General features: G+C 58.3%; 21 protein-coding genes. 5 read left to right on the forward strand and 16 right to left on the reverse strand.

Features of this window, described 5'->3' with window-relative positions; translation table 11 throughout:
• Positions 1–172: 172 nt before the first annotated feature.
• Positions 173–907 carry a response regulator gene (locus AAIE02_RS15750; RefSeq protein WP_498532872.1) on the forward strand — a complete coding sequence of 245 codons (735 nt, stop codon included), beginning with the start codon at positions 173–175 and terminating at the stop codon, positions 905–907.
• A 3-nt stretch (positions 908–910) separates the two neighbouring features.
• Here AAIE02_RS15750 and AAIE02_RS15755 read toward each other — a convergent pair whose 3' ends face one another.
• On the reverse strand, positions 911–1,723 hold the full coding sequence (locus AAIE02_RS15755) for an AraC family transcriptional regulator (protein WP_008455760.1): 813 nt from the start codon (positions 1,721–1,723) through the stop codon (positions 911–913).
• A gap of 99 nt (positions 1,724–1,822) precedes the next feature.
• Here AAIE02_RS15755 and AAIE02_RS15760 point away from each other — a divergent pair, with 99 nt between their 5' ends.
• Entirely contained in the window at positions 1,823–2,932 is a 1,110-nt protein-coding gene (locus AAIE02_RS15760) for an FAD-dependent oxidoreductase (protein ID WP_498532873.1), read from the forward strand.
• On the opposite strand, the gene AAIE02_RS15765 is transcribed toward AAIE02_RS15760, so the two are convergent.
• The 4 genes from AAIE02_RS15765 to AAIE02_RS15780 form a co-directional block, all read right to left on the reverse strand.
• A complete protein-coding gene (locus AAIE02_RS15765; protein WP_008455757.1) occupies positions 2,929–3,612 on the reverse strand; it encodes a D-lyxose/D-mannose isomerase in 684 nt (227 codons plus the stop codon). The two genes, AAIE02_RS15760 and AAIE02_RS15765, sit on opposite strands and share 4 nt — an antisense overlap.
• Positions 3,613–3,787: 175 nt before the next feature.
• Positions 3,788–4,732 (reverse strand): ABC transporter substrate-binding protein, encoded by a 945-nt coding sequence (locus AAIE02_RS15770; RefSeq protein WP_008455755.1) that lies wholly within the window; start codon positions 4,730–4,732, stop codon positions 3,788–3,790.
• Between the two features lie 35 nt (positions 4,733–4,767).
• The gene (locus AAIE02_RS15775) at positions 4,768–5,760 is read right to left on the reverse strand and encodes an ABC transporter permease subunit (protein WP_008455753.1); all 993 of its coding nucleotides are present in this window, start codon (positions 5,758–5,760) and stop codon (positions 4,768–4,770) included.
• On the reverse strand, positions 5,753–7,276 hold the full coding sequence (locus AAIE02_RS15780; RefSeq protein WP_166877515.1) for a sugar ABC transporter ATP-binding protein: 1,524 nt from the start codon (positions 7,274–7,276) through the stop codon (positions 5,753–5,755). Before AAIE02_RS15780 ends, AAIE02_RS15775 begins: the two co-directional genes overlap by 8 nt.
• Before the next feature lie 442 nt (positions 7,277–7,718).
• Between AAIE02_RS15780 and AAIE02_RS15785 the strand changes: the two genes are divergently transcribed.
• Positions 7,719–10,301, forward strand: a complete 2,583-nt coding sequence (locus tag AAIE02_RS15785) for an ATP-binding protein (protein ID WP_336818251.1) — start codon at positions 7,719–7,721, stop codon at positions 10,299–10,301.
• Here the strand turns inward: AAIE02_RS15785 and alsK are convergent.
• The 6 genes from alsK to AAIE02_RS15815 all read right to left on the reverse strand — a co-directional run bounded on the left by alsK (position 10,234) and on the right by AAIE02_RS15815 (position 16,580).
• Positions 10,234–11,178 (reverse strand): allose kinase, encoded by a 945-nt coding sequence (gene alsK / locus AAIE02_RS15790; protein WP_498532874.1) that lies wholly within the window; start codon positions 11,176–11,178, stop codon positions 10,234–10,236. The genes AAIE02_RS15785 and alsK overlap by 68 nt on opposite strands.
• Complete coding sequence (gene alsE / locus AAIE02_RS15795) at positions 11,162–11,857, reverse strand: D-allulose 6-phosphate 3-epimerase (protein ID WP_008455746.1); 696 nt, start codon at positions 11,855–11,857, stop codon at positions 11,162–11,164. The genes alsK and alsE overlap by 17 nt, the downstream gene beginning before the upstream one ends.
• A 61-nt stretch (positions 11,858–11,918) precedes the next feature.
• On the reverse strand, positions 11,919–12,899 hold the full coding sequence (gene alsC / locus AAIE02_RS15800; RefSeq protein WP_038476559.1) for a D-allose ABC transporter permease: 981 nt from the start codon (positions 12,897–12,899) through the stop codon (positions 11,919–11,921).
• Entirely contained in the window at positions 12,878–14,410 is a 1,533-nt protein-coding gene (gene alsA, locus AAIE02_RS15805) for a D-allose ABC transporter ATP-binding protein AlsA (RefSeq protein WP_336983338.1), read from the reverse strand. Before alsA ends, alsC begins: the two co-directional genes overlap by 22 nt.
• A 288-nt stretch (positions 14,411–14,698) precedes the next feature.
• The gene (gene alsB, locus AAIE02_RS15810; RefSeq protein ID WP_008455741.1) at positions 14,699–15,634 is read right to left on the reverse strand and encodes a D-allose transporter substrate-binding protein; all 936 of its coding nucleotides are present in this window, start codon (positions 15,632–15,634) and stop codon (positions 14,699–14,701) included.
• Between the two features lie 55 nt (positions 15,635–15,689).
• Positions 15,690–16,580 carry a MurR/RpiR family transcriptional regulator gene (locus AAIE02_RS15815; RefSeq protein WP_008455739.1) on the reverse strand — a complete coding sequence of 297 codons (891 nt, stop codon included), beginning with the start codon at positions 16,578–16,580 and terminating at the stop codon, positions 15,690–15,692.
• Between the two features lie 354 nt (positions 16,581–16,934).
• Here AAIE02_RS15815 and rpiB point away from each other — a divergent pair, with 354 nt between their 5' ends.
• Positions 16,935–17,384, forward strand: coding sequence for a bifunctional allose-6-phosphate isomerase/ribose-5-phosphate isomerase RpiB (rpiB, locus tag AAIE02_RS15820; protein ID WP_166877505.1), 450 nt, complete (start codon positions 16,935–16,937; stop codon positions 17,382–17,384).
• Positions 17,385–17,452: 68 nt separating this feature from the next.
• Positions 17,453–17,773, forward strand: coding sequence for a DDRRRQL repeat protein YjdP (gene yjdP, locus AAIE02_RS15825; RefSeq protein ID WP_008455735.1), 321 nt, complete (start codon positions 17,453–17,455; stop codon positions 17,771–17,773).
• On the opposite strand, the gene phnP is transcribed toward yjdP, so the two are convergent.
• The 5 genes from phnP to phnL are packed head-to-tail and all read right to left on the reverse strand — an operon-like array spanning position 17,770 to position 21,377.
• Positions 17,770–18,528: a phosphonate metabolism protein PhnP gene (gene phnP, locus AAIE02_RS15830; RefSeq protein WP_336983339.1), complete on the reverse strand. Its 759-nt coding sequence runs from the start codon at positions 18,526–18,528 to the stop codon at positions 17,770–17,772. The two genes, yjdP and phnP, sit on opposite strands and share 4 nt — an antisense overlap.
• Entirely contained in the window at positions 18,506–18,973 is a 468-nt protein-coding gene (gene phnO / locus AAIE02_RS15835; RefSeq protein WP_166993141.1) for an aminoalkylphosphonate N-acetyltransferase, read from the reverse strand. Before phnO ends, phnP begins: the two co-directional genes overlap by 23 nt.
• Positions 18,966–19,553: a ribose 1,5-bisphosphokinase gene (gene phnN / locus AAIE02_RS15840; RefSeq protein WP_237717570.1), complete on the reverse strand. Its 588-nt coding sequence runs from the start codon at positions 19,551–19,553 to the stop codon at positions 18,966–18,968. Before phnN ends, phnO begins: the two co-directional genes overlap by 8 nt.
• Positions 19,550–20,686, reverse strand: coding sequence for an alpha-D-ribose 1-methylphosphonate 5-triphosphate diphosphatase (gene phnM / locus AAIE02_RS15845; RefSeq protein ID WP_498532875.1), 1,137 nt, complete (start codon positions 20,684–20,686; stop codon positions 19,550–19,552). The genes phnN and phnM overlap by 4 nt, the downstream gene beginning before the upstream one ends.
• Positions 20,673–21,377 carry a phosphonate C-P lyase system protein PhnL gene (gene phnL / locus AAIE02_RS15850; RefSeq protein ID WP_498532876.1) on the reverse strand — a complete coding sequence of 235 codons (705 nt, stop codon included), beginning with the start codon at positions 21,375–21,377 and terminating at the stop codon, positions 20,673–20,675. Before phnL ends, phnM begins: the two co-directional genes overlap by 14 nt.
• Between the last annotated feature and the right edge of the window lie 6 nt (positions 21,378–21,383).

The raw sequence follows: 21,383 nt of genomic DNA on the forward strand, positions 1-21,383 counted from the left end.
GATCCGACGAGAGCACTGACGAGAGAAGCAGGATTTCGTCATAAATGACGTGTCGAACTGACGGCCATTTGTGACAGTGATAGAAAATTCTACATGGATCTGTGTTCTTTCTGCGGCGCGCAATCAACAATCGCTCACACTAAAAAGAACCTCCTCCCCTCCGGAGAAAATAATGAAACCTGCAATCCTGGTGGTGGATGACGACAAGGCCATTTGCGACGTGCTGCGCGACGTGCTCAGTGAACATGTCTTTGACGTGCTTGTGTGCCATAGCGGTAATGAAGCGCTGCAGATTGTGGCGGCAGAGCCTTCTGTCGCGCTGATTTTGCTGGATATGATGCTGCCGGATACCAACGGCCTGCTGGTACTTCAGCAGGTGCAGAAACTGCGTTCCGCTTTGCCGGTGGTGATGCTGACCGGCATGGGCAGCGAGTCCGACGTCGTCGTGGGCCTGGAAATGGGCGCCGATGACTACATCGCCAAACCGTTCAATGGGCGCGTGGTGGTGGCCCGAGTCAAAGCGGTGCTGAGGCGCAGCGGGGCGCTGGCCGTAGAAAGCAGCCCGACCAAAACCAGCGGGCTGCAGTTTAACGGCTGGCGGCTGGACACCGACCGCTGCCAGTTGATGAATGCTCAGCAACAGCAGGTTGATCTCACTCAGGGCGAATATGGCCTGCTGCTTTCCCTGGTGCAGAACGCCAGGAAAGTGCTGTCGCGGGAAAAGTTGCTCGAGCTCACCCACAGCGAAAGCCTGGAAGTGTTCGACCGCACTATCGACGTATTAATCATGCGGCTGCGGCGCAAAATTGAGGTCAACCCGCACCAGCCCACGCTGATTCGCACCATCCGCGGCGTGGGCTACGTTTTTGCCGCCGATATCACTCACGGCGAGAATAATGCGGTTTAGCGTCTAGTTCCCGGTCGAAAAGTAGCGGGCCGGTGAAGTGCCAAAGGCATTTTTGAACATATGGATAAAATTGCCCGGAGAGGCGTAGCCCAGTAATTCTGAAACCTCCGATACCGACATGCCTTGTGCCAGCTTATCCAGCCCGTGGGTCAGCCGGACCTGCCTCCGCCATTGGGCAAAATTTAGGCCGGTTTCTGCCACAAAAAGGCGACGCAGAGTGCGGGGCGAAAGCGCGCCGAATGCCGCCCAGGCTTCAAAAGTCCGCTCATCGCCGGGGTTAGCGAGCAGTGCAGAAGCCACTTTTTTCAGCCGATGATCTGTCGGCATTGGCAAATGCAGCGCCTCGTGCGGTGCGCGGCAAATCTCATCGTAAATAACGGCGGCCATACGCTGATGTTCCGGCTCGGGTTTTGCCTGCTTATCCCATTCGCAGGCGCGACGGGCGAGCGCGTGAAGTACCTCCGAAACGGCAATCACGCAGGGCTTTTCCGGCAACCCCGAGCAGCTTTCAGGCGTAATCAGCAGCGTCCAGCCTTTTACGGCTCCGCTGATGCTGACCTTGTGGATTACGCCCGGCGGCAGCCAGCTGGCGCGATGGGGAGGCAAAAACCAGGCTCCGTCAGCGGTGTGAACGTGCAGTAAGCCAGACTCCACGCAAAAAACCTGGCCGCGCAGGTGCTGGTGCCAGGCCACTTCCCGCGTGCCGAGCAGATATTCACTTTCAGGGGCGACGCTGCCTTCAAGGGCAATCAGCGCCGGGCCGCTAAGCCATTCGCTGTAATCGGGGGCTGGTGGCTGAGGAGGATGTTTTATCATGGCCGGTTTTCACTATTTATCGTCCGTATAACGTTATCCTTGCGCGGGCGAGCCGTGCAACTCTTTTGTGGAACCAGAACAAACCACAGAGGAAACCTCATGAGTACTTCAGGCGTTGCAATTATTGGTGCGGGACTGGGCGGGCTGGCGCTGGCTCAGGGCCTGAAAAGCCATGGAATCAGCGCCACCGTTTACGAGGCAGATCCGGCGCCCGACAGCCGTATCCAGGGCTACCGGATTAGAATCGACGGCCAAGGGCAGCAGGCACTTGCCAGGGTGTTGCCTCCTGCGCTTTATCAACTCTTTCGACAAACGGCCTCGGTAGCCAGTACGGAAGGACGTTATTTGGATAGAACCGGACAACAGGCTAATGGCCGTCAGCCTGAAGGCTGGCATCGGGCTGAACAAAACCCCGATCTTGCCCCAGATTTAAGCATTCATCGCCAGACCCTGCGGGAAATCCTGATGTGTGGCCTCGAGGGGGCTCTGCGCTACGGACACGCTTTAGAGGGTTACCATCAGGAAAGTGAAGGCCGGGTAGGGCTAAGGTTTGCTCATACGGCTGACGCAAGCTGCCAGCTTCTGGTCGGCGCGGACGGCGTCAATTCACGGGTCAGGGAACAGCTTGCCCCTGATGCCGTGCCGGCGGATTCGGGCTATCTCTGCCTGTATGGCAAAAGCGCTTTAACGGTGGAGAAGGCGTTGTACGAAGGCACTAACGTGCTGTTTTGCGACGGATTCAGCGCCATTATTGATGAAATGCGCTTTCGGCAGGATTTTACAGCGCTCGCGGCAAAGGCGGGTTTTAACGGCAGTCTCACGCAGACCGAAGATTATCTTTACTGGGCGCTGATCGGCCCCGGTTCACGGTTAGCTGTTCCCTTCGACAGCTTGTCTCTTCCCCCGATGCTGCAAAAGCTTATACAACGGACTTTGCCAGAACATATTGCGACGCTGCCGGTCCGCTACGGCAATTCGAATATTGTCTGGCAGCCCGGAAACGTCACCCTGCTGGGCGATGCCGTCCACGCCATGAGTCCGGCCGGTGGCATAGGGGCTAATACTGCGTTGAAAGATGCCGCCGATCTTGCCACCGCGCTTCACGGCAAGGGCCTGTCCGGTTTAGCTGAATATGAACGCCTGATGCTTGCCAGAGGCAAAGCGGCCGTGGCAGATTCCGCCGTGGCGGCCGCAAAGCTTTCCGGCTAGATAAACTGCCGGTACTCATGGCACAAAAGCAGGTCCGGGGAGGTATCTTCGGTAAGGGTGCTGAAGCGCTCAAGCGGTTTTAAAAAGCGATTGTCGTGGTCGTCATCGTTGACCATCGACACTTCGCCGACCAGCACGTCGCCGTAGCCCGGCTCACCCCAAAAGCTGTGGTACATCTCCGGCACCAGGCTGATGCTTTCTCCGGGCGATAAGCGCAGCTGGCTGCCCGCCGCGTGCGTCTGGCGGCAGCCGTCAATCACCACCGTGATGTCTGTTTCGTCAGGCTGTTCGAAGGGATCTGACTGCCACAGTTCGACAATCAAGTTCCCGCCGCCGCGGTTGATGATGTCCTCCTGTTTGCTCCAGTGAAAATGCATCGGCGTCATCTGGTTATCACGCACGTGCATGACTTTCTCTGCGTAGGATTTGGCGTAGGGCGCGCCTTCCGGCGAGCCATTGCGCAGGGTAAACAGCGTCAGGCCCATGGTCAGGAAGTCGCCGCCGCCGAAGTCGGTGATGTCCCACCCGAGTTTCAGATCGAATACCTCCTGCCAGCTGCGGGGGTTAACCTGCAGCCATTTTTGCGGCGAGAAGCTGGCGAACGGGGGCAGTTGCACCCCGTGGCGGGCAAAAAACTGCCGGGTTTCATTCAGGTACTGATTGACCTCGGAGCGTTTCATCTGGCCTTCCTTTGATGTGGACCCTCACCCTAACCCTCTTCCTGGAGGGAGAGGGGACTGGCGGCGTTCTGACTCGACCGGAGAGGATAAATTCTCACCCTAACCCTGGAAGGGAGAGAGGACTAACCATTTTCGCCCTCCCCCCTTTGGGGAGAGGGCCGGGGTGAGGGGCAAATTACTTCACCGTCCACCCTTTGTAGCTGCCGATATTGCTCTTATCGATCATCGTCACCGGGATCAGCACCGGGCCTTTCGGCGCGGGTTTGCCCTGCAAAATGTCATAGCCGATCTCGACCGCTTTCGCCGCCATCACCTGCGGATCCTGAGCCGGGGTCGCCACAAACAGCGAGCTGCCGCCGCGCTTCAGGGCTTCTTCACCGTCCGGGCTGCCGTCCACGCCGACAATGAAGAACTCGTTACGTTGAGCTTGTTTTGCCGCCAGATCGGCCCCGATCGCCGTCGGATCGTTGATCGCAAACACGCCGTCGATCTTCGGATTTGCCGCCAGCAGCGAGGTCATCACTTCCAGGCCACCTTCGCGGCTGCCCTTAGCATTCTGGTTAGACGAAAGGATCTTAATGTCCGGGTGTTTTTTGAATTCGGTTTCGCAGCCCTCAACGCGGTTCTGCACGGCGGAAACCGGCGGCCCGTTAATGATCACCACATTGCCTTTGTCTTTCAGGCGATCCGAAATGTATTTACAGGCCATTTGCCCGGCCTGAGTGTTATCGGAAGTGATCGTGGCATCGGCGCCGTCTGCCGCAACGTCCACCGCCACAACGACGATCCCGGCGTCTTTCGCGCGTTTTACCGCCGGGCCGATCCCTTTGGAATCCGCGGCGTTAAGAATGATCATGTCCACCTTCGCGGCAATGAAGTTATCGATCTGCGCCACCTGCTGGCCGAGATCGTAGCCGCTGGAGACCAGCGTCACTTTCACGTTATCACCGGCGAGCTTGCGGGCTTCCAGCTCGGCACCTTTGGTGATCTGCACGAAGAACGGGTTGGCGAGGTCGCCCACCGTCACGCCGATCGACTTTAACTCTTTCGCCTGGGCAAACGGCGCGCCTGCGATCATTGCACCAGCCAGTAACGCAGTAACTATAGGTTTCAAACGCATGCTGTTTTCCTCACTCGTAGGGTAGGGTTTTGTTGTTATGCACTTTGATTGTGACGGGTACGGTATTTGTCAATCAGCACCGCTATGATGATCACCGCCCCTTTGATCACCAATTGCCAGAAATAGGAGACGCCCATCAGCGTCATGCCGTTGTTGAGCGTGGCGATAATCAGCGCCCCCACCAGCGTGCCGGTGATGGTGCCAATCCCGCCCACGAAGCTGGTTCCGCCGAGGATAACGGCGGCGATGGCGTCCAGCTCGTAGCCCACGCCGAGGTTACCGTTGGCGCTGTATAGCCGTGACGCACTCATGATGCCGCCCAGGCCGGAAAGCAGCCCGCTCATGCCGTACACGAACAGCAGCACCATCCACACTTTGATGCCGGTCAGGCGTGCCGCCTGCATGTTGCCACCCACCGCGTAAATATGAACGCCCAGCGTGGTGCGGCGCAGAATGAACCAGCACACCGCAATCACCAGCAGGGCGATAACCACCAGCCACGGCACCGGGCCAAGATAGGCGTTGCCAATCCACTCGAAATTGATGTTGGAGTTAATCACCGTCGTGCCGTCGGCCAGCAGATACGCCGCGCCGCGCAGCGCGGTATAGGTGCCGAGCGTGACGATAAACGGCGGTAGCCCGGCCCAGGCGACCAACATGCCGTTAAACAGCCCCAGCCCGGTGCCCATCAACAGCGCCGCCGGAATCGACAGGCCTTCCCAGCCAGGCATCAGCGACACCACCATCGCCGTGACGGCGGTGGTGCCGAGGATAGATCCGACGGACAGGTCGATGCCGCCGGTCAGAATGATGAAGGTCATCCCTGCCGCCAGCACGATGTTAATAGACGACTGGCGAGCGATATTGAGCAGGTTAGATTCGGTGAAGAAGTTAGGGGCGACAAAGCCAAAGACGGCAATGATGAGCACCAGAATCGGCAAAATACCGACGGTTTGCATCAAATCGCCGAACAGGGCTTTTTTGAGCGAGGCGGATTTTGCCACCGGTTGCGTGCCTGAGTTAGTCATGGTGCACCTCTTTCTTATGGGCCTCGGTCACGCCGGTAGCCAGGGTCATAATATTTTCTTGTGTAATGTCGTGGCGCAGCAGCTCGCCGGCAATGCTGCCTTCGCGCATGACGTACACCCGGTCGCTCATGCCCACCACTTCGGGCAGCTCGCTGGAAATCATTAAAATGGCCACGCCCTGGCGGGCCAGCTGGTTCATGATGCGGTAAATTTCGCTTTTAGCCCCCACATCCACGCCGCGCGTTGGCTCGTCGAGGATCAGGATGCGTGGGCCAATGGCAACCCAGCGGGAAATCAGCAGTTTTTGCTGGTTGCCTCCGGAAAGACCCCCGGCACGAACCTGCGCGTGAGGGACGCGAATATTCAGCAGGCTGATGGCGTCGTCTGAAATGGTCTGGGCTTTTTTGCGGTCGAGCATGCCGAAGTGGGCGTCACGCTCAAGCGTGGCCATGGTGATGTTGTCCTGCGCGGCCAGCTCAAGGAACAGCCCCTGCTCTTTGCGGTTTTCGGTCAGGAAGCCAATGCCGTGCTGAATCGCCTCGCGGGGGGAATGCAGCGTCACAGGCTGGCCGTCGATCTCAATCGATCCGCCTGCAGGTTTGCGTACGCCGAAGATCAACTGCGCCAGCTCTGAACGTCCCGCGCCTACCAGCCCGGCCAGGCCGACTATTTCCCCGGAGCGAACGTGCAGGCTGACGGGCTGCACTTTGCCGTTGTCCGTCAGGTGATGAACATTCAGGCGCGGGCTGCCCAGCGGGATATCACGCTCTTTGTTAAACAGGTCGCTAAGGGGCCGACCCACCATCATTTTCACCAGCTCGCTGGCGTTCAGGTTTTCGCGCGTCAGGCTGCCGACATACTGGCCGTCGCGCAGCACGCTGACCCGGTCAGACAGCTCATAAATCTCTGCCATGCGGTGGCTGATGTAGATAATCGCCATGCCTTCATCGCGCAGGCGGAAAATCAGCTCAAACAGGCGATGCGTTTCGCGAGAGGAGAGGGCGGCGGTGGGTTCATCCATCACCAGAATACGGCTGTTGCGCTGGAGCGCGCGGGCAATCTCAACCTGCTGCTGCTCGGCAATGGTGAGCTTCATCACGAGGTCGGTGGCTTTGAACTGCGCGCCGAGGCGGTCAATCACCGCCTGCGCCTGCTGTACCATCTCTTTGCGCTGCACGAGGCCGCCGCGCGCCAGTTCGCTGCCGAGGAAAATGTTTTCCGCCACGGTGAGATTTGGCGCGAGCTGCATCTCCTGGTAGATCAGCGTGATACCCGCGTTGAGGGCATCTTTGGGGCCTTTGATGGCGTAGGGCTCACCGTCAATAAGCACTTCGCCGCTGGTGGCGATGTAAGCCCCGGCGAGGATCTTCATCAGGGTACTTTTGCCCGCGCCGTTCTCGCCCATTAGTGCATGGATTTCACCGGGAAAGACCGTTAAATCGACGCCTTTAAGCGCATAAAATTTGCCAAACGACTTGGCAATATTGCGCATTTCCAGAATGGGGACTCTGCTCATGGTGCGGCGCCTGTGGTGGTTATTTATGAGGCCAGTCAACCACGCGCCGGTAAATGCAAAATGTCAGCGGCCGTTCATATTTGTCATAGAGTTGAATAGTTAACCTGGATCACATTCCCGATGTGGAAATATTTATCAAAATTCGTGCAATGCTTAACTGGAGTGAATGTGTGACCCTCACCCCGGCCCTCTCCCTGCAAGGGAGAGGGGGAAAGACGGTGTGCAATGCTTAACTGGAGTGAATATGTGACCCTCACCCCGGCTCTCTCCCTGAAAGGGAGAGGGGGAAAGGCGGGACGCAATGCTTTGGCCTCAGTCCGTATTTGGGGAGAGGCTGCCCCCTTATTCCCTGTGCCACTTAGGGAGAGGTTACCCCCTTTTTTCCCTCTCCCCTCTGGGGAGAGGGTCAGGGTGAGGGGAAAAAAACAACCACGGAGCCCCTATGACCCAGCCTCGTCCGTCCTTCTTCGCCAGCGCCCGTGGCCGCCTGCTGTTTTTCAACCTGCTGGTAGTGGCGGTCACGCTGATGGTCTGCGGCGTGGCGGTGCTCGGTTTTCAACACGCCAGCCGCCTCCAGGAACAGGTGCAGGGGCAAACGCTGCTCGACATGTCCGGCAGCATGGAGCTGGCGCGCGACACCTCCAACGTGGCGACGGCGGCGGTCAGGCTTTCTCAGGTCGTCGGCGCGCTGGAATACCAGAGCGAAGCGGAAAGCCTGAAACAGACCCAGCTTTCGCTGCAAAACTCGCTTTCTCATCTGGCTACCGCGCCGCTGGCCCGGCGTGAACCGCAGCTGGTCGGCCGGATCATCGCCCGCAGCAACGAGCTGGAAAGCAGCGTCACCAACATGCTGGTGATGGGGCACCGCCGCCACTTGCAGCGCAACCTGCTGCTAAGCGCCCTGTACCAGAACCAGAGCTATCTTGAGCACCTGCAGGAGGTTAACGCGCGCGAAGGGCTGAACGTGCCGGATGCCGCGCTGCTGAAAGAGATGGATCGCCTGATGCTGGTGGCGATTCAGTCTTCCTCGCCGAGGCCGGCGGTACGCCAGCTGAGCGAAGTGATGCGGCTTCTGCCCGAACGAGCGCCGTCGCCGCTGGCGGACAGTATTTTGCAGCAGTTCAGAAGCGGCCTGCAGCAGCTGCCACCGCTCTCCGCCCAGCTTGAGGAGAGTGACCTGGGCATCGCCTGGCACATGTATCACATCAAAGCGCTGGTAGCTTTTCTGAATCAGGACATCAACCTGTACGTGCAAAAAGTCGGGGAAGAATCCCGGCAGCGCAGCCAGCAAAGCCACCGGGATTTGCAGTCCATTATCGCCTTTATCGGCCTGTTCGCCCTGCTGGCGCTGGTGATCACTGGCTTCGCCGGGCTGTATATCTACCGCAACCTCGGCTCTAACTTAACGGCCATTTCCCAGGCGATGACGCGGCTGGCGAAGGGTGAAAAAGAGGTCAGCGTGCCCGCGCAGCAGCGGCGCGATGAGCTGGGTGAACTGGCCAGGGCGTTTAACGTCTTTGCCCGCAATACGGCGTCGCTGGAGCACACTTCACGCCTGCTGAAAGAGAAAAGTACCCTGCTGGAAACCACCTTCCACGCCATGCGCGATGGCTTTGCGCTGTTCGACAGCGACGGTTTCCTGGTGGTGTGGAACCAGCAGTACCCGCTGCTGCTGGGGCTGGATCCGCAGCGCCTGCAGCGCGGCCAGCACTATCTTGGGCTGCTCAAACAGGTCACGCCGCTTCAGGAACACATGCTCGGCAATCTCTCCCGACCTCTGCCAAAGCCGCAGGAACTCAGGCTGGCGGACGGGCGCACCATCGAGCTGCGCTTTAGCCCGGTGCCGGGGCGGGGCATGGTGAACGTGGTGCTGGAGCGCAGCGAGCGCAAGGCGCTGGAGGAGGCGCTGGTGCACAGTCAAAAAATGAAGGCGGTGGGGCAGCTCACCGGCGGCCTGGCGCACGACTTCAACAACCTGCTGGCGGTGATCATCGGCAGCCTGGAGCTGACCGCGACAGACTCACCGGACGCCGTGCGCATTCAGCGCGCGCTGAAGGCCGCCGAACGTGGCGCGCAGCTTACCCAGCGGCTGCTTGCCTTTTCCCGTAAGCAATCGCTGCACCCGCGTGCGGTGGCGATGAAAAGCCTGCTGGAAAACCTCGACCCGCTGATGCGCCACTCTTTGCCCGCCCACCTCACGCTTGCTGTTGAAGCCCAGCAGCCCGCCTGGCCCGCGTGGATCGACGTCAACCAGTTGGAGAACGCGATCATCAACCTGGTGATGAACGCCAGGGATGCGATGGAAGGCCGCAGCGGGGAAATTAAGATCCGCACCTGGAACCAGCGCGTGGTGCGTGGCGAAGGGCGCAAACAGGATATGGTGGTGATTGAAGTGGCCGACACTGGCCACGGCATGACGGACGAAGTGAAAGCGCAGGTGTTTGAGCCGTTCTTTACCACCAAACAGACCGGGAGCGGCAGCGGGCTGGGGCTGTCGATGGTTTATGGCTTTGTGCGCCAGTCCGGCGGACGAGTGCAGATTGAAAGCGAGCCCGGCAAAGGGACTCGGGTCATACTGCAACTGCCTCGTGCGTCTGCGGAGGTGCAGCCGGAAGCCTTGCCGCTGGCCGGTGAACAGGCTGATATCGCCGACCAGCTTGTGCTGGTGCTTGAAGACGAGCCGGACGTGCGCCAGACGCTGTGCGAACAGCTGCACGAGCTGGGTTACCTGACGCTGGAAGCCAGCGACAGCCAGCAGGCGCTGGAGTTAATGGCTGAGGTACCGGACATCGGCCTCGTGATCAGCGACCTGATGCTGCCCGGCGAGCTAAGCGGCGCGGATGTGCTGCAGCAGGCTCGCCGCCACCATCCTCACCTGGATTTGCTGCTGATCAGCGGGCAGGACCTTCGCCGCAGCGAACAGCACCTGCCCGACGTGGAGCTGCTGCGTAAGCCGTTTACCCGAGCGCAGCTTGCTGAGGCGCTACGTAAAGCGCGGGCAGGAAACAGGCGCGGGCAAGCGTAGCCGCACCCTGAGCGCCATTGAAGGCCGAGGAAGACGCGTCGATAAAGCGCACGGCATCATGCGGCAAAGGACGGCGCAGATAGCGTTTCGTCTGTGCCACCAGCGCCTCGCGCGGAAAATCGACCATATCCATCACTCCGCCGCCGAGGATCACCGCATCCGGGTCGAACAGGTTGATGCTGGTGGCGATGGCGCGTGCCGCGTGGTCGATCAGGGCAGCGACAAACGGCGCCTGGGCGGCAAAGGTAAACAGCTCGCCAATTCCATACGTTTTCGGGCTGGCGTCGTACCAGCGTTTCAGGGCTATCCCCGAGCACACCGTCTCCAGACAGCCAGCATTGCCGCAGCCGCAGGTCAGGTGCATATCGCCCTGAGGAATATGGCCCAGTTCCCCGGCAACGCCGTGGGCGCCGGTCCAGGGGGCGCCGTTCAGCCAGACGGCAAAGCCCATGCCGGTGCCGAGATAAGCCCCCAGCACCTGCTGATGCTGCAGGCCATTTTGCGCGACATCGAAAGAGAGCTGCAGGTTTACATCCCGAGAAAACTCGACCGGGCAGCCGAGAGCATCCTCCAGCTTACCTGCCAGCTCGTTCAGTTCCAGCGCGGAAAGCGGCAAATTGGGGGTGGAGATGATCGTCCGCTTGTCTTTGCCCACCAGCGCCGGGAACCCCATCACCATGCCGCGGCAGCGGGCGTGAAGGCTGCCTAGCCGCTCGTTCAGCAGATGGGCGATCCCGCAGACCACGCCCCCTGCGATAATGTCTGCCGTGCGCTGTTTTTCACAATGCAGCACCGTGCCGGACTCGTCCTGCAAACACAGGCGGATATGGGTGGCGCCCATATCCACTCCGGCTACCACGTTAAGCGGTTTTGGCATGGGGCATAACCTCGTCTTTGGCCGCCAGGATCTGCTCGCTCATCACCTGCCAGGCCTCGTCGATATCCCGGGCGTGGTTAAACAGCCCGGAAGTGCCGACGATAAACACATCTGCCCCGGCGGCCATGAGTCGTTCATAGGTTGCCGCGTTGCAGGAACCGTCAATTTCAATCTCGTAGCTTAGCCCTTCGCGCTCGCGCCAGGCTTTCAGCTCGGCCACTTTGTCCAGCATTTCCGGGATAAACGGCTGGCCGGCAAACCCTGGGTCAACGGTCATCACCGTCACCTTGTCTGCCTTATGAATGTAGTACTTCATCGCCTCAACCGGCGTTTCCGGGTTCAAAATCAGGCCAACTTTCATGCCGTGGCGGCGAATCTCTTCGATGAGGCGGAAGGCCTGGCCGTTAATGGTTTCCGGGTGCAGGGTGATAATGTCCGCCCCGGCCTCCGCCAGTGGGACGATGTAATCCTGCGGACGGGTGACCATTAAGTGGCAGTCCAGCGGCTTACTGGCAAGCTTCCTGACCTGGCCGACGAAGAACGGGGACAGCGTCAGGTTCGGCACAAAGTGACCGTCCATAATGTCGATATGGAAGTAGTCCGCGTGCAGGTCGATAAACGCAATCTGTTCCTGGAATTTTGCCAGATCCATGCACATCAACGAGGGGGAAATTTTCATTACAAGCTCCTGTAAATCTATGGATTTCTGACAGCGGGTGCGGCCAACGCATCTGCCGTTCTTATTTACTGATTAACCGATCCAGGGCCACCGCAGCGATGATAAGCCCCCCCATCACCACCAGTTGGTAATAGGTTTGTACCTGGAGAATATTGAGCCCGTTGTTGATGGTGCCGATGATCAGGCCGCCAATCACCACCGAGAAAATCCGGCCCTTGCCGCCGAAGAAGCTGGTGCCGCCGATGATGGCGCTGGCGATGGCGTAGGTTTCAAACCCCATGCCTGCCAGCGGCTCTGCCGCACCAAGACGCGCGGTTGAGACCACGCCCGCCAGCCCGGCGCAGATGCCGGAGATGATGAACACCACCAGCATGTGGAACTTCACGTCGATGCCGGAGTAGAACGCCGAGTTCTTATTGCCGCCGAGGGCGTAAATATTGCGGCCCAGGCGCGTGCGGGTGGTCAGGAACCACAGTATCCCGGCGACAATCAGCGAGAAGATCACCGGCACCGGAATGCCGAGCGGCGTGGCGGCGAAGAAATTCACGAAATCGAACGAGAAGCCGTACACCGAGTTGGCATCAGAGATAACCAGCGTGATGCCGCGGAAAATGGCGTTGGTGCCGAGGGTGATGATGAACGGATGCAGCCCCGTCCAGTTCACCAGGCAACCGTTAATCGCCCCCAGCAGCCCGCCGACAATCACGCCGCCAATCAGCGCCGCAAGGAACGGATCGACGCCCGCCAGCATCAGTTTGGCGGTGACCATGCCGGAAAGTGCCAGAATCGCGCCCACCGACAGATCGATCCCCGCCACCAGAATGGCGAAGAACTCCCCCATCCCGATAAGCACCGTCACCGAGCTTTGCACAAAGATGGCGCTGATGTTGCTGGCCGTCAGGAAGTACTCAGCGGAGAGCGTGCCGAAGATGGCGACGATAATCGCGAGGATGAAGAAGGTGCCGTATTTGTCCCAAAACTGGGCGAAATTGAACGGTTTTTTCTCGCTTTCTTCGCGTTTCATTCTTGTGGTAATGCCCATGCCATAATCTCCTCTTCGCTGATATCGTCGCGATTGGTCAGGATTTGCGTCAGTCGCCCTTCGCAGAACACGGCAATGCGGTCGCAGACGGCGATAATTTCGGGAAGCTCAGACGACACCATCAGGATGACTTTTCCGTCATCCGCCAGCTGGCGCATCACTTTGTAGATTTCGGCCTTCGCGCCGACGTCGATGCCGCGCGTAGGCTCATCGAAAATGATCACTTCCGGGTTGCAGCACAGCCACTTAGAAATCAGCACCTTCTGCTGGTTGCCGCCGGAAAGCTCGGTAATGTTCTGGTCGACGCTGTGGCACTTCAGCGCCAGCAGCTGGCGCTGGGCTTCGGCGGTCTGGCGCTCCTCGGCTTCGTTAAACAGGCCCATCGCGCCTTTGTAACCGCCGCGCTTGAGGCTCTGGCTGACGGCCATGTTCTGCGCGATGGAGAAGTTGGCGAAAAAGCCGTTATCGCGGCGGCTTTCGGTGATGTAGCCCATGCCTTTTTTCAGCGCGTCCATCGGTGAGCTCGGCGAGATATTTTTGCCGTTAAGCAGAATTTCCCCGGACGAACGTTTGTCCACGCCAAACAGACAGTCCATCAGCTCGGTACGCCCGGAGCCGACGAGGCCGGAGAAGCCCAGGATCTCGCCCCGATTCACGCTGAACGAAATATCTTTCACTTTTTTGCGGTCGCGGCTGCTGACGTTCTTCACTTCAAACACCACGTCAGGCTCCACGTTCCCGGCGCTCTCTTTCATCGCGCTAAAGCGGTTTTGCAGCTCGCGGCCAACCATCAGGCGCACAATGTCATCGTTGGAAACGTCGCTGACCAGGCCGCTGCAGACGCTGCTGCCGTCTTTCATTACCGTGTAGCGGTCGCAGATGCGGCGGATTTCGGCGAGTTTATGGGAGATGTACACCATCGCCGTGCCTTCTTTCCGCAGCTGGTTCATGATGAGAAAAAGATAATCGACTTCTTTATTGGTTAAAGAAGAGGTCGGCTCATCCATAATAATGACTTTGGCGTCCAGCATTAATGTTTTGGCAATTTCTAACATTTGCTTGTGACTGATGGATAAATTACCCACCTTTTCATCGAGATCCACTTTTAAGCCGACACGTAAAAGCATCATCGCGGCGCGAATGCGCATCTCTTTCCAGTCAACAATATTAATCCCGAAGATTTTTTTGGTGGTATGACGGCCAATATAAAGATTTTCTAAAACTGTTAATTCATCAATGACGCTGAGTTCTTGATAAATAATCCCAATGCCGAGCTGTGCCGCTAATTTATGATCAAGTTTTTCATAATTAACGTCATTAATCGTAATGGTGCCTTTGGTCGGTTCGTGAATACCCGACAGGACTTTCATCAGGGTTGATTTACCTGCACCGTTTTCCCCGAGCAGCGCGTGAATTTCGCCGGGAAATATTGTTAAATCAACCGATTTTAATGCGTGAACCGGACCAAAGGATTTGCCGATCCCCGCCATTGCAATGTATGGCGTGACCATGACGAGCCTCAATCATTTTTAGCGAAGGTTTCCCCTCACCCTAACCCTCTCCCCACAGGGGAGAGGGGACGGTACCGAGCTGATGTTGGTTTTCTCTCTCATCCCGAAAGGGAGAGTGAATAACTGCTGCCACTGCTTTTCTTTTAGTACTCTTTTCGCCCCTTTGCCCGCGGGGGAGAGCTACCCCTTTTTTCACTTTCTCCCTATGGGAGAGGGCCACTCAGTCTTTCTCCCTCTCCCCTTTGGGGAGAGGGCTGGGGTGAGGGGATAAAGCCACTCAAACCTTAACTATTTCGTCACCAGCACCGAATCCACCAGGCTAAACTGCGGGGCCTTATCCAGCGCAATCACCTTGCCGGTTTTCGCCGCATCTACCAGTAGCTTCAGGCCTGTCGCGCCGATATCCGCCGGGTTCTGCGCCACGGTGGCGGTCATCTGTCCGTCAGCCACCATCTTGCGGGCTTCCGGGATACCGTCGGTGCCGACCACCAGAATTTTCCCGGTCTTCCCGGCGTTAGCCACCGCCTGAGCGGCACCCATTGCCATGGTGTCGTTCGCGCAGTAGAAGGCTTTCAGATTTGGGTTACGCTGCAGCACGTTGGTGGCTACATCGAGCGCTTTGATGCGGTCCCAGTCGGCGGGCTGGCTGGCAACCAGTTTGATCTGGCTGGCTTTCTTAAAGGCATCGCTGGCGCCTACGCGGCGGGCTTCGCCGGAGGCGTTACCTGCTTTGCCTTCGATGATGGCGACGTCGCCGCCTGCGGCACCGAGCTTATCGATGATGAAGCCTGCGCCCTTCGCGCCGACCGCCACGTTATCGGTGGTGACAAAGGCTTCGACGTTGCCGCCGGCTTTTTTCAGGTTATCCATATCGATTTTTTCATCGAGGTTGACCAGGTAAATGCCTTTTTTCCAGGCATTCGCGACCGGCACCACGAGGTTGACCGAGGAGAGCGGCGCAAAAGCGATGCCTTTGTATTTCTTATTGGTTAAATCTTCAAAAAGCTGTAATTGCGACTGGAAATCCCCCTCCGAAGGTGAAGCAAAAATATCTACGCTAACGCCCAGCGTTTTGGCTTCATCTTCAATACCTTTTTTCATATCCACCCAATAAGGGTTGGATAATGTTTTTAATACCACCGCATAATCGGCAGCCGCAAAAGCGCTGGTGGATAACATCAGGCCCATAGCAGCGCCGCTGAATATTTTCAGATATTTATTCATAATAATATTCTCAGTGTAGGGTACAGTCAGATCCCGCTGAGGCGGGATCTCTTTTTTACTTCAGCGCCCCTGGGGAAAAGAAATCCACAATTGCGCCGGTTTTTTGCATATTTAATGTTGCCTGTTCAATATTTTGCTGTGCGACTGAAACAAAAAATGCATCGAGTAACGTTAATTGTAATATACGCGCCGAGGCGTTACGGCCCAATAAAGGTGTCTCCGGTGCGGGCGAACAAATAATAAAGTCAGCCAGTCGGGCAATCGGCGAATGATAGCTATGAGTAATACAAATTATTTTTGCGCCGTTCTTTTTCGCCAGCTCCACCGCCGCTTTTAAATCACCGGTTCGCCCCGAATGGGATACCACCAGCACCACATCACCTTCTTTTAGCAGCGAGGCCGACATCATCATGATGTGGGCATCCTGGTAAGCCTGACAGCGCACGCCGATGCGCAAAAACTTATGCTGAATGTCGTTACAAATGGCGTTTGAACCCCCCACGCCGTACAAATCCCGCTGTTTTGCCTTCGCGAAGTAGCGCGCCGCGCGGTGGATTTCGTCCACGTTGACGATCGACTGCCCTTCCATGATGGTGCGCAGGGTGATGTTAAACACCTTGTTGACCACATCCTGCGGCGCTTCGTCGAAGGCAAGCTCGGTGGGCAGCACCTGCTCTGACTCGGAAAAGTAGGTGACCAGCGCGCTGCGCAGGTTACGGAAGCCGCTGAACCCCAGCAGCTTCGAGACTTTAACGATCATCGCTTCCGACACCGCAAGGGCTTCGGCAACGTCTTTAATGGCCGGGGCATCGCTCAGATTACCGGGCTTCAACAACCAGTCGACGATGCGGCTTTCGTTGTCCGTCATCCCCTCCTGCTTCATGCGCAGCCAGGGGGCAAGGCCGATGCCGAACGGCGGCTGTGAATCAATATCTGACTGACTCATCCTGTTCTCTCGTGTCCGTAGAGTGAAGACGCCACTATAACACCACAGCATGTGCAGAAAATATGCTGCATACTTCACAAAAATAATTAATTCATAAAGTTTTACTTTTTGTGAAGTTGGGTGAATGCGTAAATTTATTTATTTTCATGAAAAATAATGAATTAGTTTAATTTTTCTCGTTAGTGGAAGTCGTTTTATGACGCCAGAGTGACAAGTTGATGCATTGTGTTGTGAAGAGAATCGGTGTAGAAATGGCCACGAACCCGGCAGTTTTGCCGATTAATTGGGCAGTGAGCCGGTCTTAAATCACGAAAGCTGTCGGGTTCGTAAAGTAACGGCAACGGTGAGGATAAAATGAAAAAAATTGCATTTGGCTGTGACCACGTAGGCTTCCTGCTGAAGGCGGAGATTGTGGCGCATCTTCAGGAGAAAGGTATTGAGGTGCTGGATAAGGGGACCTGGTCCGGTGAGCGCACCGATTACCCGCTCTACGCCAGCGCGGTGGCAGAAGCCGTGGTGAATGGCGAAGTCGAGGGCGGCATTTTAATTTGTGGCACCGGCGTGGGGATCTCGATCACCGCCAATAAATTTCCCGGTATCCGGGCGGTGGTCTGCAGCGAACCTTATTCCGCGCTGCTTTCCCGCCAGCACAACAATACCAACGTGCTGGCTTTCGGCTCCCGCGTGGTGGGGCTGGATTTAGCTAAAATGATCGTCGATGCATGGCTAAGCGGGGAGTTTGAAGGCGGGCGGCATCAGGCGCGAGTCGAGGCCATTGGCGCGCTGGAATCGCCGAGAATTTGAGATTCCTCCGCTACTGCATATGAGGTCGCCTGATTACGCTGAGGCCAGTCCATCCTGGAGACTGACCGATGAAATCTTATGCCGCCGCGCTGCTGCTCGGCACGCTGTACCTGGCCTCGCCGTTCGCGCAGGCCGACGTGATTGATGACGCGATTGGCAATATCCAGCAGGCGTTTAGCGATGCCTACAAGCCGGGCAGCGACCGCGTTTATCATGATGACAGTGATGATTCGGCAGATCAGCGTCGGCTCAGCCGCCAGGACGAAGCCCGCTATCGCCAGCTGGAGGACAGACGCCGCAGCCTTGATGAACGGCAGAATCAGCTCGACCGCGAGCGCCAGCAGTTGGATGACGAAGAGGGCCGCCTGCAGGACGACGACGATCGCTAGTCCAGCACGATCTCCATGCCGTCAAAACCGGCTTCAAACCCTTCAGGCAATACGTTGTGCATCAGCCATGCATCAAACTGGTGGCTGATGTGGGTCAGCACGACTCGCGGGCTGCCAATCTGCTCGTTCAGGGCGATCACCGTGGTTAGGTCGCAATGATTTTTCGGCGTGTCAGGCCGGGGTTCGCGGCTGCAATCTATCACCACTACTTCCGGGCGGTTGGCGGCCAGAAACTTCAGGGTTTTATCCGGCAGCCCCGCCGTATCGCTCAGCCAGGCAAGACGGCTGTAGGCAGTTTCAAACAGATAGCCAAACGTCAGCTTTGAGTGCAGCAGCGGCAGCGGAGTGACGCGCAGCGCCTGCAGAGTGAAGGCGACAAACGGCTCGACGGTATGGCTAAAGTCCAGCAGGCCGGGGTGCTTGAACAGATCGTCGCAGCCTTGCTCATCCGGCGGGCCGTAAACCGGGATTTTCTCGCCCACGCCCCAGCGCAACGGGAACAGCCCCTGGACATGATCCATATGGTAATGGGTGAGCAAAAACTGCTGAAAATCTCCCGGCTGCCAGCTGTCCATCAAGTCGGGCAGCCCCGCGTCTATCAGCGTAATCGCATCGTTATACTTGAGTACCGCGCTGCACGGGCGGCGGCGGTGGGCCGGATTGGTTCTGGCTCGTGAACAGGCGGCGCAGCGGCAGCCCCAGGCCGGGACAAGCTGCGCCCCGCCGGTGCCGCTAAGCGTTAGCGTCAGCGTCATCAGGTGTCTCCACCGGTTTGGTAAAGCGGATATGGGTGGCGCGGTAGCCTTCACGCTCGTAAAAACGATGGGCGTCTTTGCGGCTGGTGCTGGTCGAAAGTTCCGTCAGCTCCGCATCGGCTTTGCGTGCTTTTGCTTCTGCCCAGGCAAGCAGCTGTTTGCCTACGCCGTGGCCGCGGGCTTCTTCCAGCACCACCAGCTCCTGGATCTCGCCGATGCGGCGGGCGTGATGCAGATGGTATTGCAGGTGCAGGCTGATCATCCCCACGGCTTTATTCCCCAGCCACGCCAGCTGATAAAAGATATTCGGATCGCGCAGGTTCTCCGTGAAGCAGGCGTTAAAGCCTGGGCGGTCGGCCTGAGCCTGTTTCAGCTCGCAAATCATGCGGTAAACGGTGTCGCTGTCTTCGATAGCGGCGGCTTTCAATTTAACAACATCAGACATGGCGGGGCTCCTTGCGGTGAAGAGGGATAACGTTCGAGCGGTGCTGGGCTAACAGTCGCATAAACAATGCGGCAGACTGTAGCAGACTCCCGTCGTTGTTGAGTATCAGGCAATCGCCTCCCTCTGGCGAATAAAGCGCGGCCCGCTGCAGCCGCTGCTCGATTTGCTCTGCGTTTTCCCGCCCGCGCTGTTCCAGCCGCTGGCGCAGCACGTCCGACGAAACCTGCAGGCAGATGGGCACCAGCCCATCGCCATAGCGTTCCCGCGCCTGTTTCAGGTGCTGGCGCGAGCCGTTCACCACCACGTCAAATCCGGCTTCGAGCCATATATCCATTTCCACGCCGACCCCGTAGGAGTGCTCATGCGCCTGCCAGCTCAGAGCAAACAGCCCCAGCTGCTGGCGCTGCTCAAACTCGTTTGCGCTTAGCGCAATGTGGTTCTCGCAGCCTGCGTCGGCGGCGCGGGTAATGTACCGGTGCGCCACCAGCAGCCTGGCATGCTCCTGCTGGCGCAGGGCGCTCAGCAGGCTGTCTTTGCCGGAGCCGGACGGGCCCATCAGCCAGATTAGTTTACTCATCAGAACACCCGAATTCCCTGGCGCCAGACGTGATCGACATGGATATGGTCGCCGTGCATGTGCGCCAGCACCAGATCCGCTCGTTTCCCTTCCGCCAGCGTTCCCCGGTCGGCCAGGTTCAGCGCCCGTGCCGGATTGCGAGTCACCAGGTGAATCGCCTGCGCCAGCGTGAAGCTGTTGCTGTCGTCGTGCGCCACGCGGAAGGCCGCATCCAGCAGGCTTGCGGGGTAGTAATCCGAGGAAAGGATATCCAGCAGCCCGGCCTGAGCAAGATGGCTGGCCGCCACGTTGCCGGAGTGAGAGCCGCCGCGCACGATGTTTGGCGCGCCCATCAGCACGCTCATGCCGTGGCGACGAGAGGCTTCGGCGGCTTCTTCCGTGGTCGGGAATTCGGCGATCACGCTGCCGATTTCGTGGGACTCCACCACGTGGGCGGTCGTCGCATCGTCATGGCTGGCGAGGGCGATATTGCGGTCGCGGCAGCGGGCGGCGATGGCCTGGCGGTTTGGCTGCGACCAGCGGGCCGCCAGCGTCAGCTGTTCTTCTTCAAAGCGATCCATCTGCTCGTTGGTGAGATGGTATTTGCCCTGATAGTAGTCGCGGTATTTGGACAGCTCTGCGTACTGGCGCTGGCCCGGCGAGTGGTCCATCAGCGAAACGAGGGAAACCAGTTCGCGGTCAACCAGCTTGTCGAACAGCTGCAGCGTGGTGTGGTGCGGCAGTTCGCAGCGCAGATGCAGGCGATGTTCGGCGCGGTTGAGGCCGCGCTTTTGCGTATCCTCCACGGCGTTGATCATTTTTTCGAGGTTTTCCAGGCGGTCGCCACCGTCGCGCACGTCGCCGATGGCAACGGCGTCCAGCACGGTGGTAATGCCGCTCGCCACCATCAGCGCGTCGTGGCTGCTCATGGCGGAGTGCGCCGGCCAGTCAACCTTTGGCCGTGGGGTAAAGAATTTATCCAGGTTGTCGGTGTGCAGTTCAATCAGCCCCGGCAGCAGCCAGCCGCCGCCGCCGTCGTGCGCGCCCGGCAGCTGGCTTTGGGTCTCGGCAAAGTTGCGAATCACACCGTCGGCCACTTCCAGTGAGCCACTGACCACTTCTTCTTCCAGCACCAGGCGAACATTATTGATAATCATGTTGGGGCTCCATCGCGGACATCGTATGCAGGCGGTCGGCCACCTGTTCACGTACAGCTTCATCGTGGAAGATGCCGACAATGGCCGCTCCACGCGCTTTTGCTTCCTGAATCAAAGCCACCACGGCGGCGCTGTTTTTGGCGTCCAGCGAGGCGGTAGGCTCATCAAGCAGTAAAATGGGGTAATCAACAATAAAGCCGCGGGCGATGTTCACGCGCTGCTGCTCGCCGCCGGAGAAGGTCGACGGGGCAAGGTGCCACAGGCGCTCAGGTACATTGAGCCGGGTCAGCAGGCTGGCGGCTTTTTCCTCGCACTCTTCGCGCGACACGCCCAAATCCAGCAGCGGCTGCATGACGACTTCGAGCGCCGAAATACGCGGGATAACGCGCAGAAACTGGCTCACCCAGCCGATGGTCTGGCGACGTACCGCCAGCACTTCGCGCGCCGGGGCCTGCACGATGTCGATCCATTCGTCGTTGTGCTTAACCCAGATGTGTCCTTCATCCGGCAAATAGTTGGCGTAGAGCGAGCGCAGCAGGGTGGATTTCCCGCTGCCAGAGTGGCCGTGCAGCACCACGCATTCACCGCCTTTGACTTCCAGCGAGGCGTTGGACAGCACCGGCAGGCGAATGCCGTGCTGATGGTGCAGGACAAAGGTTTTGCTCAGGTTTTCAACCCGTATTCTGGTCATAGCGAG

The sequence above is a fragment of the Cedecea sp. Ae19-4 genome (genome assembly GCF_059801165.1).

Coding starts and splice junctions, on each gene's coding strand:
- AAIE02_RS15750 (WP_498532872.1), top strand. CDS start 173: ATGAAACCTGCAATCCTGGTGGTGGATGACGACAAGGCCATTTGCGAC.
- AAIE02_RS15755 (WP_008455760.1), bottom strand. CDS start 1,723: ATGATAAAACATCCTCCTCAGCCACCAGCCCCCGATTACAGCGAATGG.
- AAIE02_RS15760 (WP_498532873.1), top strand. CDS start 1,823: ATGAGTACTTCAGGCGTTGCAATTATTGGTGCGGGACTGGGCGGGCTG.
- AAIE02_RS15765 (WP_008455757.1), bottom strand. CDS start 3,612: ATGAAACGCTCCGAGGTCAATCAGTACCTGAATGAAACCCGGCAGTTT.
- AAIE02_RS15770 (WP_008455755.1), bottom strand. CDS start 4,732: ATGCGTTTGAAACCTATAGTTACTGCGTTACTGGCTGGTGCAATGATC.
- AAIE02_RS15775 (WP_008455753.1), bottom strand. CDS start 5,760: ATGACTAACTCAGGCACGCAACCGGTGGCAAAATCCGCCTCGCTCAAA.
- AAIE02_RS15780 (WP_166877515.1), bottom strand. CDS start 7,276: ATGAGCAGAGTCCCCATTCTGGAAATGCGCAATATTGCCAAGTCGTTT.
- AAIE02_RS15785 (WP_336818251.1), top strand. CDS start 7,719: ATGACCCAGCCTCGTCCGTCCTTCTTCGCCAGCGCCCGTGGCCGCCTG.
- alsK (WP_498532874.1), bottom strand. CDS start 11,178: ATGCCAAAACCGCTTAACGTGGTAGCCGGAGTGGATATGGGCGCCACC.
- alsE (WP_008455746.1), bottom strand. CDS start 11,857: ATGAAAATTTCCCCCTCGTTGATGTGCATGGATCTGGCAAAATTCCAG.
- alsC (WP_038476559.1), bottom strand. CDS start 12,899: ATGGGCATTACCACAAGAATGAAACGCGAAGAAAGCGAGAAAAAACCG.
- alsA (WP_336983338.1), bottom strand. CDS start 14,410: ATGGTCACGCCATACATTGCAATGGCGGGGATCGGCAAATCCTTTGGT.
- alsB (WP_008455741.1), bottom strand. CDS start 15,634: ATGAATAAATATCTGAAAATATTCAGCGGCGCTGCTATGGGCCTGATG.
- AAIE02_RS15815 (WP_008455739.1), bottom strand. CDS start 16,580: ATGAGTCAGTCAGATATTGATTCACAGCCGCCGTTCGGCATCGGCCTT.
- rpiB (WP_166877505.1), top strand. CDS start 16,935: ATGAAAAAAATTGCATTTGGCTGTGACCACGTAGGCTTCCTGCTGAAG.
- yjdP (WP_008455735.1), top strand. CDS start 17,453: ATGAAATCTTATGCCGCCGCGCTGCTGCTCGGCACGCTGTACCTGGCC.
- phnP (WP_336983339.1), bottom strand. CDS start 18,528: ATGACGCTGACGCTAACGCTTAGCGGCACCGGCGGGGCGCAGCTTGTC.
- phnO (WP_166993141.1), bottom strand. CDS start 18,973: ATGTCTGATGTTGTTAAATTGAAAGCCGCCGCTATCGAAGACAGCGAC.
- phnM (WP_498532875.1), bottom strand. CDS start 20,686: ATGATTATCAATAATGTTCGCCTGGTGCTGGAAGAAGAAGTGGTCAGT.
- phnL (WP_498532876.1), bottom strand. CDS start 21,377: ATGACCAGAATACGGGTTGAAAACCTGAGCAAAACCTTTGTCCTGCAC.